Consider the following 14,403-nt stretch of genomic DNA (forward strand, 5'->3'; position numbering starts at 1 on the left):
TTGTATGATTAATTTATCTGCATATCAATCTTTGCTTGCTCCTATTGAGCAGTTTTTATTGTGTTCAACACCGAACACATGGATTCAAGAAGCAAGTAAAGAGGATAACTTACCGATTCTATTAATCGATCATATGATTTGTGAATTAAAAGCTGCTCAAACTGCGGCTTGGTTAATTCGTAAATATGCGGTTGATAAACAGAGTGGTGAGATACTATTAACTTGGTTAGCGCCTTACGAAAAGCTTATCTATCGAAAAGAGGGGTGCTTACAAGATTTGGCGAACTCCCATCAAGATATCTCTAAAAAGTTAACATTACGAGAAAATTGTCCTTATAGCTATGATTTAGTTGATAAAATGGTTATGTTAATAAAAGAAGAGCTACATCATTTTTATCAAGTATTCGATATCATGCAACAACGACATATTGATTATCAAAATATTTCGGCAGGGCGCTATGCTAAAGGGCTGATGAAGTATGTTAGAACCCATGAACCAGCTACTTTAGTCGATAAACTAATTTGTGGTGCTTATATTGAAGCTAGATCGTGTGAACGGTTTGCTAAATTGGCGCCATATGTTGACGATGAATTAGCGAATTTTTATATCTCTTTGTTACGCTCTGAAGCAAGACATTATCAAGATTATTTAACATTAGCTCAGCAGATTGCCAGCGATGATATTGGGCAACGAGTATTGCTATTTGGTAACGTTGAAGCAGAATTAATTATGCTGGAAGATAACGAATTTCGTTTTCACAGTGGTACTCCGATAAATAATAAATAACCCGCGAATTGCGGGTTATTTTCACTAATCATATTAGCATTTGAGACGATCAGGCCAATCACCTTGTGTTAAAGTAATAAAATCTTTTACTACTTTTGGATTTCCAGCAACAATATTACCAGATACCATATAGTTATTTCCACCAACAAAATCAGTCACGATGCCGCCAGCTTCTCGTAAAATTAATTCACCAGCTGCAATATCCCATGGTTTTAAACCGATTTCAAAAAATCCATCTAAGCGACCAGAAGCTACATATGCAAGATCTAATGCCGCGGAACCCGTACGACGAAAATCTGAACATTTTGTAAATAGCTTTTGTAATACGGCAAAATAACAATCGCTATACTGTTTCGCTTTATAAGGGAATGCGATAGCAAGTACCGTTGTATTAAGATCTTTAGCATTACTTACTCGAATTCGATAGCCATTAAGTTGAGCACCTTGACCACGTGTTGCAGTATAAAGTTCATTAGCCATTGGATCATACACAACAGCAACTTCAGTTTTACCTTTTAAACGGACTGCAATAGAGATACTGCAATGAGGGATGCCTTTGATAAAGTTAGTCGTGCCATCAATTGGATCGATAATCCACTGTACATCATTATCACTGCCTTTTGTTAGACCACCTTCTTCAGCGATAATAGTATGATCTGGGTAAGCTTTTTTGATTGTTTCTATAATAAGTGCTTCTGCGGCTCTGTCAGCGTTAGTTGCGAAATCATTTTCGCCTTTAGTATCGACAGTGATTGAAGCCGGATTTTCATAAGATTTAATGATTACATTGCCTGCTTTACGGGCAGCACGAATAGCAATATTGAGCATCGGATGCATAGTGTTTTTCTTCCAATTGATGTTAAAGAACAGAAAATGAATTTACCTAATCAAACGGTAAATATTTTGCCCGACAGTATAGCAGTATTTTTCGGTTTTTCTAGTTTATGTTAGTATAGCGGTAAAATTTTATTGGATATCATCTTAATGTCATTACTTAATCAGATTAAAATTGTTCTAATTGAAACCTCACATACCGGTAATATTGGTTCGGCCGCTCGCGCTATGAAAACGATGGGAATTACCCAACTTTGTTTAGTTAATCCGATCGTAAAGCCTGATTCACAAGCGATTTCATTAGCGGCTGGTGCGAGCGATATTGTTAAAAATGCACAGATTGTGACATCCATGGAAGAGGCTATTGCAGATTGTCAATTAGTGATTGGAACAAGTGCTCGATCGCGTCATTTACAGTGGCCTCATTTAGAATCATTTGAAAGTGGTGATAAAATTGTAAGGGAAGCGCAGCAAGGACATCAAGTTGCATTGGTATTTGGTCGGGAACGTGTTGGATTGACTAATGAAGAGTTACAAAAATGCCACTATCATGTTTCAATTCCCGCTAATCCCGATTATAGTTCACTGAATTTAGCAATGTCAGTGCAAGTGCTATGCTATGAAATTCGTATGGCGATGCTACGAACTATTGATAAACCGAATATCGTTTCTGCTCCTATTGACTATCCTAAGAATGATGATATTGAACGTTTTTATCAGCATTTAGAACAAACGCTTTTACAGACCAGCTTTATTAATCCTAATCATCCTGGACAAATTATGGGGCGGTTACGTCGCCTATTTACACGAGCACAGATTGAACAGCAAGAGTTGAATATTTTACGTGGTATTTTAACCTCGATTAATAAACAATAATTGTGTCATAGCTGCTATAAAATAGCATAAGTTAAATTATAGAGGTCAACTATTGTGGATTTGGATACTACCGGGTCAATTTTTTTCGATATACTATTTTTGCGTAATGGATTTGCTGATGGTTTAGCGTTAACTTTAACATTAGCGTTATTTGTCTGGATAAATGGCTTGATCATTGGCTTTTTATTGGCAGAAATTAAATTTGCTTTGCCGAAGAACATAAGATTTATTATTAATTTTATATTGTGGTTGTTTAAAAGTGTGCCGATATTTATTTTAATGTTTTATTTCTATTACGATTATTATGCGACGTATGATAATTCTCAATACATATTATTCTCTACTCCATTCGTCGCGTCGAGTTCAGCGATGAGTTTTTGGGCAATAGCGAGTATGGCTGATATTTTTTATCGTTGTAGAATATATCGAGCTAGCCATCAAACCGCAACAAGCACTAACATTAATTTCTTGATTGCTATCCCTCAAGCCATACGTTTTCTGGCAACGATTATTACTATTACCCCGATTGCTAGCATATTAGTTGTCCCTGAGTTTTTCTCTGTTGTTCACCTTTATTTAATATCAGCCTACGATGATATCTCACAAATTATGTATGCGACTATTCTAGTCTATCTCTTTATAATCGGTGTTATCACAATAATAGCTAAAGTGTTAGACAAGATATTACATGTACAGCAAGAGCTATTTTAGAATTCGAATTATTGTTCATCTATTACTATGGCTTTACACAAAATCAACATAGCGAAAATTGAAATATGTGCTAAAATTGCGCCATTATTAAAGGGCTAAGTTAAATTTAGCTAGAGTTAGAGGAATCATTATGCAAACTATCGAAGGTCAGGTCGCTGCACCAAAAGCAAAAATAGCCATAATTACGGCTCGTTTTAACCATTTTATTAACGACAGCCTTGTAGAAGGTGCTATCGACGCTCTAAAGCGTATCGGGCAAGTTGATGATAAAAATATTACAGTAATTAAAGTTCCTGGTGCTTATGAGATTCCGTTAACGGCAAAAGCAGTCGCTCAAAGTAAAAAATATGATGGAATTGTTGCTTTAGGTACTGTTATTCGTGGTAGCACTGCGCACTTTGATTATGTCGCTGGTGAATCGAGTTCTGGTTTATTATCTGTTTCTTTAGAACATACAATTCCTGTTGGATTTGGTATTTTAACAACAGAAAATATTGAACAAGCAATTGAGCGAGCAGGTACTAAAGCAGGTAATAAAGGTGCTGAAGCTGCGTTAACAGTGCTTGAAATGTTAAATACCTTAAAAGCAATTAAGGGGTAAGGCGTGAGCACAGCAATAAATCCAAGACGTAGAGCTCGTGAATGCGCGGTGCAAGCGATTTATTCTTGGCAAATTTCTAAAAATGACCTCTCCGATGTTGAAGTTAGTTTTATGACTGATCAAGATATGAAAGGCGTAGATAAAAAGTATTTTCGTGAATTATTAAATGGCGTTGGTCTTAATTCTGCAGAAATTGATACAAAAATGGAGCCTTACCTAAACGAGCGTTCTTTAGATGAATTAGGTTTTGTTGAGCGAGCCATTTTACGTATTGCTATTTACGAATTACTTAAGCGTGAAGATGTACCTTATAAAGTTGTTATTAATGAAGCGATTGATTTAACTAAAACTTTTGGTGCTGAAGAGAGTCATAAATTTATTAATGGTGTGCTTGATAAAGTGGCACCAACAATCCGAACGCGATAAATAGTGAGAAGCTAATGAGTGACAATGAGTCATCAAGTAAAGATAAAGTAAAACCTACGGTTTTTTATGCTCAAAAATCGAAAGATGAGAAACCTAAACGATCTGAAGGCAAACGTGATTTTGGTAAAGGTAAGCCTGCAAATCGTGGTGGATATGGTCAATCGTCAGATAACAACCGTTCGGAACGACCTCGCTCAGAGAATCGCTATTCAAATGATAAGCGTTCAAGTGATAGCCGTATTGAAACGTTTAAACCACGTAGTAAGTCATCTCCTGTTGCGGAGAAAACGAACGACTCGCCATGGAAAAATCGTTTTCAAAATACAGAACAGCTGCCGACTTATGAAGCTGAGTCTAAATTTACTGATCATGATAAAATAAAGCGCCAACGCAAAGAAGAAACATTAATTTATAGCGAAAATAGTTGTAAATCTGTCTTTGATAATCGCCCTGATGCGATTGTTAAAGCGTTTATTGTGCAAGAGAAAACATACGAGTTTAAAGCGTTAATTGCTTATTTAGTTGAGCATCGCCTCGGTTATGATGTGATTAGCGATGAACAGATGGCTAAGGTTGCGCAAACTCCCCATCACGGTGGTATCTGTTTAATTGTCAAAAAACGCCAAGCACAATCCGTTGGTGATTATTTACTAGTAGCCAGCAAATCAGAACATAACTGTATTTTAGCGATTGATGATATAGATAATCCGCACAATTTGGGTGGCATAGCAAGGACTGCGGCTTTTTTCAATGTTAATGGTTTATTATTAAGACAACCTGATATATTAGATAACGGCGCTGCTATGCGTGTTGCTGAAGGTGGTGTTGAATCACTGAGCTTGATTAAAGCTGATGATTTTATTGCTTCAATTGATCAGTTCAAGCAGCAAGGGTATCAAGTAGTCGCTTTACTACCTTGTAAGGTTAATACAATCAAAGCTGATACTTTAGCGAAAATGGCTGTAAAAAATAAAGTTGTGTTTATTGTTTTTCAACAAATAAATACGAAGCTTGCTGGTTTGGCTGACAAAGTTGTCTACCTTCCTGGCAGTGAAGCGATGTCCGCACTTAATATTTCGGTATTAACAGGTATTGCCTTAGCAAAATGGCAAGAAAAAAATAGTAAATAGTCTCATTTCTATATACCTTCTTGTTACTGGGTTAACAAGAAGGTATTCTACTAATAAATGGTAAATAGCATCTTTTGAATAGACAGAAATTAAATTTTGGATAGAGTGTACCAAAACTCACTAAAATAACTTCTGATACGACATGAATACATCATCTCATTCTACACACCAAATTGGTTTAATTTTTGGTAAATTTTATCCTCTACACTGTGGGCATATTTATTTAATTGAAAAAGCAGCTAGTCAGGTTGATGAATTGCATATTATTTTAGGGTGTGAACAAGCTCGAGATTTAAGATTATTTGAAACGAGCCATATGCCTCGGCAGCCACAAGTTAAAGACCGTTTTTATTGGTTGCAAAAAACATTTAAAAATCGCCACAATATTCATATCCATATTTTAGATGAGGCAGGTATCGCATCTTATCCTAATGGCTGGAAAGATTGGAGCGATCGTGTGAAAGCGATTCTACAAAAGTATCAAGTTATACCGACTGTTATTTTTACGAGTGAACCTCAAGATATCGATAATCATGCACTACATTTTGGTTGTGAAGTTAAATTAATTGATGCAAATCGTGAATTTATCAATATTAGTGCTACAAAAATTCGTCAAAGTCCCTACCAAAACTGGCAATACATAGCCAAAGCGGCCAGACCATTTTTTGTCAAACGTATGGCGTTAATTAGTGATCATAAACTTAATCGTCTGCCTAAACAGTTGGCAAATATTTATAATACTGAATATGTTTCTAACGGTTATATTAATTATATCTATAATAAGGTAAAAGATCAGACGACGGCATTGGTATTAAGTGAAGCTGATTATATTCGTATTGCCATGTTACATGCTGAACGTATTGATCAATCAGCATTTATAGCTAACCGCGTTTTATTTACTTCTCTTGATTTTAAAACATTACATCAATGCTATCAAAATACTTTTAAAAAAACTCACCCTATTTTACAAGAGTTAGAAAATAATTATCCGTTTGATCTTGTTATCCATAAATCGGATCTTGAACACTCAAATTCACCTTTAACCACTTTTGAGCAGGTAATTAGTCTAGTTGAAAAACAGTTAGATTAATAATCTACGCTAGAAATAGTATAGATGTAGACTATGTGATAGAATGAGCAAAAATTTTAGTGGTTGTACGATTATGTCAAAACGTTTAGATGAAGAAAATAGTGTTAATAATCAAGAAACGATTGATTTTGGTTATAAACAGATCCCTAAGCAAGAAAAAGAGAAACGCGTAGCTGAGGTATTTCATTCTGTTGCCGATAAATACGATGTGATGAATGACTTAATGTCATTAGGTATCCATCGTCTTTGGAAAAAAATAACTATCGAGTACAGTGGTGTTAGACGTGGTCAAACGGTTCTCGATCTGGCTGGTGGAACGGGTGATTTAACCGCTAAGTTTTCGCAACTTGTTGGCGATGAAGGGTTAGTTGTACTTGCTGATATTAATGAATCGATGCTAAAAGTTGGCCGTGATAAGCTACGAGATAAAGGGCTATTCAAAAACATTGAATATGTTCAAGCGAATGCTGAAGCCCTACCATTTGCTGATAATACTTTTGACTGTATTACTATCTCATTTGGTTTACGTAATGTCACAAATAAACAACAAGCATTGTCTTCTATGTGGCGCGTATTAAAACCAGGCGGACGTTTATTAATTTTAGAATTCTCTAAACCTGAATATAAATTACTCAGTAAAGCTTATGATCTCTATTCGTTTACAATGTTGCCATTGATGGGCAAAATTGTCGCTAATGATTCTGATAGCTATCGCTATTTAGCTGAGTCAATTCGTATGCATCCAAATCAGATTAAATTGAAGCAGATGATGGAGCAAGCCGGATTTAAAGATGTGCAATACCATAATATGACAGGTGGTATTGTTGCATTGCATATTGGTTTTAAATATTAAGCGATACGATGAAGTATTCAAGACTATATAAAATTTTAGTTACCTTTAAAGCTTATCAGTTAGGCGATTTACTACCTGAAAATAAGTTTTTAGCAAAATTTAAATGGCTCTTAGCGCTACTATTTTGGGTGAGAAAAAAAGCTCGAGATAAGAATAGTGGAGAGCGTTTAACTTTAGCATTACAAGAGCTTGGACCGATTTGGGTTAAATTTGGACAGATGCTATCAACGCGCCGTGATCTATTACCTGATCACATTGCGGTACCATTAGTTAAATTACAAGATCGTGTTCAGCCATTTGATAGTAAAGTTGCTCAACAAATTATTGAGCAGGCTTTAGATGCACCAATTGATTACTACTTTTCCGATTTTGATCCCGTTCCGCTCGCATCCGCATCGATTGCTCAGGTACATTCTGCTATTTTTAAACAGAGCGGTGCTCAGGTTGTCATTAAAGTATTAAGACCTAACATTATGCCAGTGATTGAAGCTGATATTTCGGTTATGTCTTGGCTAGCAGAAAAAGTTGAAAAATATTTACCAAATGGTCGACGATTAAGAGCGGTTGAGATCGTTAAAGATTACCAATCTTCTATCTTAAAAGAGATGAATTTATTACAAGAGGCGGAGAATACTCAACGTTTACGTAATAATTTTATTAATAGTGATATGCTCTATATTCCTTATGTATATCGAGAATTGTGTCGTAAAAATGTTATGGTAGAAGAGCGTATTACCGGTATACCAATTTCAGATATTGATCAGCTTAATGATTATGACGTTAATTTGAAACTGCTTGCTGAACGTGGTGTAAAAGTCTTTTTCACGCAAGTATTTCGTGATAATTTTTTCCATGCAGATATGCATCCTGGTAATATTTTTATTGATATTAGCGAACCTATTAACCCTCGTTATATTGGTATCGATTGCGCGATTGTTGGTGAATTAAGCAAATATGATCAGCGCTTTCTGGCACAAAACTTTATTGCTTTTTTTAATCGAGATTATCACCAAATTGCGCAACTTTATATGCAATCAGGATGGGTACCGCAAGATACCGATGTTTTAGCGTTAGAGCTAGCGATGCGTGATGTATGTGAGCCTATTTTTGCTAAGCCGTTAGGTGAAATCTCTTTTGCACAGATTTTATTTCAGCTATTCCAAGTCGCTAGACAGTTTAATATGGTTATTCAACCGCAATTGGTTTTACTCGAAAAAACACTATTCTATATTGAAGGATTAGGCCGTCAGCTTTATCCTCAGTTAGATTTATGGTCGACAGCAAAACCATTTTTAGAGTCTTGGTATCAGGAACAGATTAGTATTAAGCATATTACTAAACAGTTTGTAGATACTTTACCACAATGGCAAGAAGTTCTACCTGATTTACCTGCTAGAATTAAACAGTATGAACGAGATTATAAGCAGCTGAATAATCAAATAGAGCACTTAACGAAGCAGTTGCAAGAGACTAATCAAAAACAGACTCGGTTATGGATTAGCACCATTGCAGTTATTGTTGTGGTAGCTTGTATTAGTGCTATTTATTAGCAATTTTGAATGAATTTAAGACGAAATTAACTGGTTAGCTTAATTTTGCTCTAGATAAAGTGATATAATCACAACCCGAATATACATCTTGCGAAAAACAAAGTGTATAATAAAAACAATTTTAGAAATTAATGAGGTACTTATCATGATGCCAAGTTGGACAAAGTTACTGATCCTGCTCGCGGTGATTATATTAATATTTGGAACCAAAAAATTACGTACGTTAGGTTCTGATTTAGGATCAGCAATTAAAGGCTTCAAAAAAGCGATGAATGATGATGAGAATGAAAAAAAAGACGACAAGAGTGATGATGCCGATTTTTCATTTGAAAAAAAATCAGACGGTTTAGAAAGCAAACAAAATAGCGATAAAAAAGAGTAAGTTGTGTTTGATGTTAGCTTTGGTGAGTTGCTACTCATTTTTATTATTGCACTAATTGTCTTAGGGCCAGCAAGGTTACCTGAAGCAATTAAAACTGTTGCAAGTTGGATTAAAGCGCTTCGTCGTCTTTCTGCCACTGTTCAATTAGAGCTCAATAAAGAGTTAAAATTGCAGGAGTTACAAGACAGTTTGCAAAAAGCGCAAAAGAGTGGGCTGGATAATATTACTCCAGAGATCAAAGCATCGATTGATGATCTTAAGCGTGTTGCTGACTCTATTCAAAAAGAGTTTTATGATACTGGAGATCAAGTTAAATCAGTTGTTAATGAAATCAATGCTCCTAAACAATCAGAACATGCTGATGACGACCAGACGAATAAAACTTCCCCATCATCGACTCAAGTAGGAAAAGACGATAATGTCAGATGATAACAATAATACCCTACCGTTAATGGGGCATCTTCTTGAGCTGCGTACGCGATTATTGCGTAGTTTAATCTGCATTGTCATTATATTTTTGGCATTACTCTATTTCTCTAATGATATTTACGCCATCGTCGCAAATCCATTAGTTCGTCAGTTGCCAGAAGGCAGTGTTATGATTGCAACGGATATTGCTGCGCCTTTCTTTACTCCGATTAAATTGACGGCAATTGTTGCGTTATTTGTCTCTATTCCGTATATTCTTTATCAAGTATGGGGATTTATTGCACCGGCTCTCTATCAAAAAGAGAAGCGCTTAGTATTACCATTGGTTATTTCAAGTACAACATTATTTTACATTGGACTTGCTTTTGCCTATTTTGTTGTATTTCCCTTAGCGTTCTATTTTTTTATTAATACTGCTCCTGCTGATGTTGCAATTAATACGGATATTACAAAATACCTTGATTTTGTGATGACGCTTTTTGTGGTATTTGGCTTTGCATTCGAAGTTCCCGTGGCGATTATATTACTGTGTTGGACCGGAATTACTTCTCCAGCCAGCTTAAAAAAGAAACGTCCATATATTATTGTCGGTGTTTTTACCGTAGCGATGTTTTTAACTCCTCCTGATGTATTTTCTCAAACACTTTTAGCCATTCCAATGTGTTTGCTATTTGAAATTGGACTCTTTTTTGCCCGTTTTTATAAACCTCGTCAAAGTAATGATGAAGATCAGTCCGAGCAAACAGATTAAGATAACCTCGATTTATTGTGATGATTAGGATGCATAATGAAAAATTTTTTACCTGATTTTAGTAAAGCAAATATTTTAGTTGTCGGCGATATTATGTTGGATCGTTATTGGCATGGTGCAACAAATCGAATCTCTCCCGAAGCCCCCGTTCCAGTTGTTAAAATCAATTCACTTGAAGAGCGACCAGGTGGCGCAGCTAACGTTGCTATGAATATCACTTCATTAGGTGGTCAGGCTCGTTTGATTGGGTTAACCGGTATTGATGAAGCTGCTAAAATTCTTGATGAACAGCTAACTAAACAACGAGTAATCTGTGATTTTGTACCCTTATCATCCCATCCCACTATTACTAAATTACGTGTCTTATCGCGCAATCAGCAATTAATTCGCCTAGATTTTGAAGAAGGCTTTGATAATGTTGAGCCAAAAGCGGTACATGATCGTATTCAACAAGCATTACCTCAATCAAATGTGATGGTGCTATCTGACTACGCTAAAGGAGTATTGAGCTCAGTTCAATCAATGATTCAATTAGCTAATAAAGCGAATGTGATGGTACTAGTTGATCCGAAGGGGACTGATTTTGAACGTTATCGTGGTGCAACTTTATTAACGCCTAATATGTCAGAATTTGAAGCAGTTGTTGGTACGTGTGATAGTGAAGATGATGTTATTGAGAAGGGTTATCAGTTAATTAAAGAGTATGATCTGCAAGCATTATTAGTCACTCGCAGTGAAAAAGGCATGACGTTATTACAAATTGGTAAACCTGTTTATCATCTACCGACTCAAGCTAAAGAAGTATTTGATGTGACTGGTGCCGGCGATACCGTAATCGCCTCTTTAGCTGCGGCATTATCTGCCGGTTGTACTCTTGAGGAGAGCTGCTTTTTAGCGAATGCGGCGGCTGGAGTCGTTGTTGGTAAATTAGGTACATCAACCGTATCACAAGTTGAACTCGAAGATGCAATTCGAGCAAGAGCGGATAATGGCTTTGGGGTGATGACGGAACACGATTTAGAATTAGAAGTTGCCAAAGCACGTCAGCGCGGTGAAAAAATTGTGATGACTAATGGATGCTTTGACATCCTGCACGCAGGGCATGTCTCCTATTTGGCGAATGCACGTAAACTGGGTGACCGTTTAATTGTTGCCGTTAATAGTGATAATTCGGTTAAACAGCTAAAAGGCGAATCAAGACCGATTAATCCGTTAATGCAACGAATGATTGTATTGGGAGCATTGGATTCTGTTGATTGGGTGGTTCCGTTTGAAGAGGAGACGCCACAACGCTTAATTGCTAATATTTTACCTGATGTATTAGTTAAAGGTGGCGATTACAAACCCGAAGATATTGCAGGTGGCAAAGAGGTTATTGCTGCTGGCGGAGAAGTTAAGGTACTCAATTTTGAAGATGGTTGCTCAACGACCAATATTATTAATGCTATTAAGAAGAAATATTAATACAGTTTTATCTCATCACTAAAAATCGCTTTTATTGTAATAATAAAGGCGATAGTTTTTATACAACTAACCATTAATTAGAATAATATCACATGAGTGAATTAAAAAAAGAGTTAGGTTTTTTACAAGGCGTAGGGCTTCTTTCCACCTCTTTATTGGGGACCGGGGTTTTTGCCGTACCGGCAATTACCGCTCAGATCGCAGGGCACGACGGTTTATGGGCATGGCCGTTATTACTTATTTTAGTGTTTCCTATCGCTATTATTTTTGCTGAACTTGGTAAATATTATCCTAGTGCGGGTGGTGTTGCATATTTTGTTGCTAAAGCTTTTACACCTAATTTAGGACGGGTGACAGCTTGGTCTTTTTTATCGGTTATTCCCGTTGGTTTACCTGCAGCTCTCTATATTGCATCTGGATTTTGGCGCTCATTATTTAATTTATCTCCAGAAGGTGAACTTGCACTGCAAATTGCGACGTTGCTATTGATCTGGGGAATTGGTTTATTTGGTGCTGGCGCTAGTGGTTGGGTTCAATCGATTATTGCAATTTTAATTATTGGCTTAGTGATGGCTATTTGCTTCTCTTCATCTCCATCGGTACTAACCGTCGAATGGCCTAATATTACAGAAATAAAAATAACGCCGATCATCAATTCATTAGCTGTGATGTTCTGGTGTTTTGTTGGTTTAGAAGCTTTTGTTCATTTATCGACTGAATTTAAACGACCAGAAAAAGATTTTCCTAGAGCACTGATTATTGGCTTAATTTTAGCTGGATTTATTTATTGGGCGTGTACAGCAGCAGTGATCTTTTTTAATCCAAATACTTCAATCGCAACCAGCGCTCTGCCTAAGATTATTGAGATGCTATTTGGTGATAATGTATTATGGGTCTTTTGTATTATTGGTTATTTAGCCTGTTTTGCTTCTATCAATATCTATTGTCAAAGTTTTGCGCGATTAGTTTGGGATCAGGCAAGTACATATTCACCTAAGAGTCGTTTAGCAAATTTATCCAAACGATCCACTCCAGTTAGCGCACTGACATTAGTTGTTTTATTAAGTCTGTTTTTCTTATTAGCCATTCATTTTTTTACCATTTCATTACACAGTTTATTGGAATATGCGAATGGTGTATTTGTATTGATTTATCTTTTAGCAATGCTTTCAGCTACCAAACTGTTAAAAGGTAAATTACGTATACTGGCGATGATCTGTAGTATTATTTGTGTCGGACTATTATTTGTTATCGGTTATAAAAGTTTATATGCGATTGGTATTTTTATTCTTTTATATTTAGTGGCTAAAAAATTAAAAACCAATCAATCATAACTGCTAATTTTGACAAGTTGCCTCGTTATTTAGAGGCTTGATAACCATGATGTCATTAACGGTGATTATAGCTAGTCGGCAGTTAAGGGTATTAACTGCTGATATCTATCCCAAAAATCATCTCTCTAAATTCAGCCACTATAAAGTTAATATATAAATTTAGGCTGCTACTCTCAGTCTATTTTTTCACTAAAATACCCCTTTACAGCAATATTTTAACGAATATAGGCAGATATTGTGGTTATTAATAATGCTGTCGTTAATAGTAATCGGATAATAGGTAATGACAAATAATATTCTATGTATCGCGATAAAATACTTTATCGTCAGTAAGAATAGTAAAAAGATAAATACATCAAATAAGTAAGTCGTGCATCTTGAATAATTATTGGTATATAATGGTCAAAATTACACTATGCATTGGTTTTTTTCATGAACGAGTTAAGTATTGAAGCGCAGAAGGTTAAAGCAGCACTAGAGGAAAAAAAGCTCGAAACTCCTCTTTGTCGAGTGAAGATGGATAACAGTGATCGGAAGGCTAAAATTGAAACTCACTTTCGTGAAATTATGCGTCTAATGGAGCTCGATCTATCTGATGATAGTTTGGTCGAAACACCGCGTCGAGTTGCTAAAATGTATGTTGATGAAATCTTTTCGGGGCTAGATTATCACAATTTCCCTAAAATCACTTTGATCGAAAATAAAATGCAAGTTGATGAGATGATTACTGTTCGTGATATTACCTTAACTAGTGTGTGTGAGCATCATTTTGTAACGATTGATGGTAAGGCAACGGTATCTTATATCCCTAAATCATCAGTGATTGGCTTATCTAAAATTAATCGTATTGTAGAGTTCTTTTCACAACGACCGCAAGTTCAAGAACGTTTAACCCAACAAATTTTAGTCGCATTACAAACTCTACTTGGTACGATGAGTGTGGCTGTATCGATTGATGCAACCCATTATTGTGTTAAAGCGCGAGGCATAAAAGATGCGACAAGTATTACCACAACCACATCGTTAGGGGGCGGATTTAAAACGAATCCAAGTACTCGGCAGGAATTTCTTCGGGCACTAAAACATTATTGATTAACTATCACTTATTTGTCGTTATTGATATAATCGCTAACTATTCGTAATATCATTTAATTGTTTTAAATATCTATATAAAAAGCGTAAACT

16 protein-coding genes are annotated in these 14,403 nt (G+C 35.9%); 15 read left to right on the forward strand and 1 reads right to left on the reverse strand.

Annotated features, from left to right (window positions below; translation table 11 throughout):
• Positions 1–4: 4 nt before the first annotated feature.
• Positions 5–787 carry a tRNA isopentenyl-2-thiomethyl-A-37 hydroxylase MiaE gene (gene miaE, locus RHO11_13005; protein ID WVD61368.1) on the forward strand — a complete coding sequence of 261 codons (783 nt, stop codon included), beginning with the start codon at positions 5–7 and terminating at the stop codon, positions 785–787.
• A gap of 33 nt (positions 788–820) precedes the next feature.
• Here the strand turns inward: miaE and suhB are convergent, their stop codons facing one another.
• Positions 821–1,624 carry an inositol-1-monophosphatase gene (gene suhB, locus RHO11_13010; protein WVD61369.1) on the reverse strand — a complete coding sequence of 268 codons (804 nt, stop codon included), beginning with the start codon at positions 1,622–1,624 and terminating at the stop codon, positions 821–823.
• A gap of 147 nt (positions 1,625–1,771) precedes the next feature.
• Between suhB and trmJ the strand changes: the two genes are divergently transcribed.
• From trmJ to folE, 14 genes are all read left to right on the forward strand, one after another.
• Positions 1,772–2,497 carry a tRNA (cytosine(32)/uridine(32)-2'-O)-methyltransferase TrmJ gene (trmJ, locus tag RHO11_13015; GenBank protein ID WVD61370.1) on the forward strand — a complete coding sequence of 242 codons (726 nt, stop codon included), beginning with the start codon at positions 1,772–1,774 and terminating at the stop codon, positions 2,495–2,497.
• Positions 2,498–2,551: 54 nt separating this feature from the next.
• Positions 2,552–3,208, forward strand: a complete 657-nt coding sequence (locus RHO11_13020; GenBank protein WVD61371.1) for a hypothetical protein — start codon at positions 2,552–2,554, stop codon at positions 3,206–3,208.
• A gap of 124 nt (positions 3,209–3,332) precedes the next feature.
• On the forward strand, positions 3,333–3,809 hold the full coding sequence (ribE, locus tag RHO11_13025; protein ID WVD62905.1) for a 6,7-dimethyl-8-ribityllumazine synthase: 477 nt from the start codon (positions 3,333–3,335) through the stop codon (positions 3,807–3,809).
• A gap of 3 nt (positions 3,810–3,812) precedes the next feature.
• A complete protein-coding gene (gene nusB / locus RHO11_13030) occupies positions 3,813–4,235 on the forward strand; it encodes a transcription antitermination factor NusB (GenBank protein ID WVD61372.1) in 423 nt (140 codons plus the stop codon).
• Between the two features lie 14 nt (positions 4,236–4,249).
• Positions 4,250–5,365 carry a TrmH family RNA methyltransferase gene (locus RHO11_13035; protein ID WVD61373.1) on the forward strand — a complete coding sequence of 372 codons (1,116 nt, stop codon included), beginning with the start codon at positions 4,250–4,252 and terminating at the stop codon, positions 5,363–5,365.
• Positions 5,366–5,507: 142 nt separating this feature from the next.
• Entirely contained in the window at positions 5,508–6,455 is a 948-nt protein-coding gene (nadR, locus tag RHO11_13040) for a multifunctional transcriptional regulator/nicotinamide-nucleotide adenylyltransferase/ribosylnicotinamide kinase NadR (protein ID WVD61374.1), read from the forward strand.
• A gap of 73 nt (positions 6,456–6,528) precedes the next feature.
• Positions 6,529–7,308 (forward strand): bifunctional demethylmenaquinone methyltransferase/2-methoxy-6-polyprenyl-1,4-benzoquinol methylase UbiE, encoded by a 780-nt coding sequence (gene ubiE, locus RHO11_13045; GenBank protein ID WVD62906.1) that lies wholly within the window; start codon positions 6,529–6,531, stop codon positions 7,306–7,308.
• Between the two features lie 8 nt (positions 7,309–7,316).
• On the forward strand, positions 7,317–8,858 hold the full coding sequence (ubiB, locus tag RHO11_13050; protein ID WVD61375.1) for a ubiquinone biosynthesis regulatory protein kinase UbiB: 1,542 nt from the start codon (positions 7,317–7,319) through the stop codon (positions 8,856–8,858).
• Between the two features lie 142 nt (positions 8,859–9,000).
• Positions 9,001–9,240 (forward strand): twin-arginine translocase TatA/TatE family subunit, encoded by a 240-nt coding sequence (gene tatA, locus RHO11_13055; GenBank protein WVD62907.1) that lies wholly within the window; start codon positions 9,001–9,003, stop codon positions 9,238–9,240.
• Positions 9,241–9,243: 3 nt separating this feature from the next.
• Positions 9,244–9,669, forward strand: coding sequence for a Sec-independent protein translocase protein TatB (gene tatB, locus RHO11_13060; GenBank protein ID WVD61376.1), 426 nt, complete (start codon positions 9,244–9,246; stop codon positions 9,667–9,669).
• A complete protein-coding gene (gene tatC / locus RHO11_13065) occupies positions 9,659–10,420 on the forward strand; it encodes a twin-arginine translocase subunit TatC (GenBank protein WVD61377.1) in 762 nt (253 codons plus the stop codon). The genes tatB and tatC overlap by 11 nt, the downstream gene beginning before the upstream one ends.
• A 36-nt stretch (positions 10,421–10,456) precedes the next feature.
• A complete protein-coding gene (gene hldE / locus RHO11_13070) occupies positions 10,457–11,884 on the forward strand; it encodes a bifunctional D-glycero-beta-D-manno-heptose-7-phosphate kinase/D-glycero-beta-D-manno-heptose 1-phosphate adenylyltransferase HldE (protein WVD61378.1) in 1,428 nt (475 codons plus the stop codon).
• Positions 11,885–11,976: 92 nt separating this feature from the next.
• Complete coding sequence (gene yjeH, locus RHO11_13075; protein ID WVD61379.1) at positions 11,977–13,218, forward strand: L-methionine/branched-chain amino acid transporter; 1,242 nt, start codon at positions 11,977–11,979, stop codon at positions 13,216–13,218.
• Between the two features lie 432 nt (positions 13,219–13,650).
• Positions 13,651–14,310, forward strand: a complete 660-nt coding sequence (gene folE / locus RHO11_13080; protein WVD61380.1) for a GTP cyclohydrolase I FolE — start codon at positions 13,651–13,653, stop codon at positions 14,308–14,310.
• Positions 14,311–14,403: the final 93 nt, after the last annotated feature.

Source organism: Orbaceae bacterium BiB, from assembly GCA_036251205.1.
In the GTDB taxonomy this organism is placed as follows: domain Bacteria; phylum Pseudomonadota; class Gammaproteobacteria; order Enterobacterales; family Orbaceae; genus Orbus; species Orbus mooreae.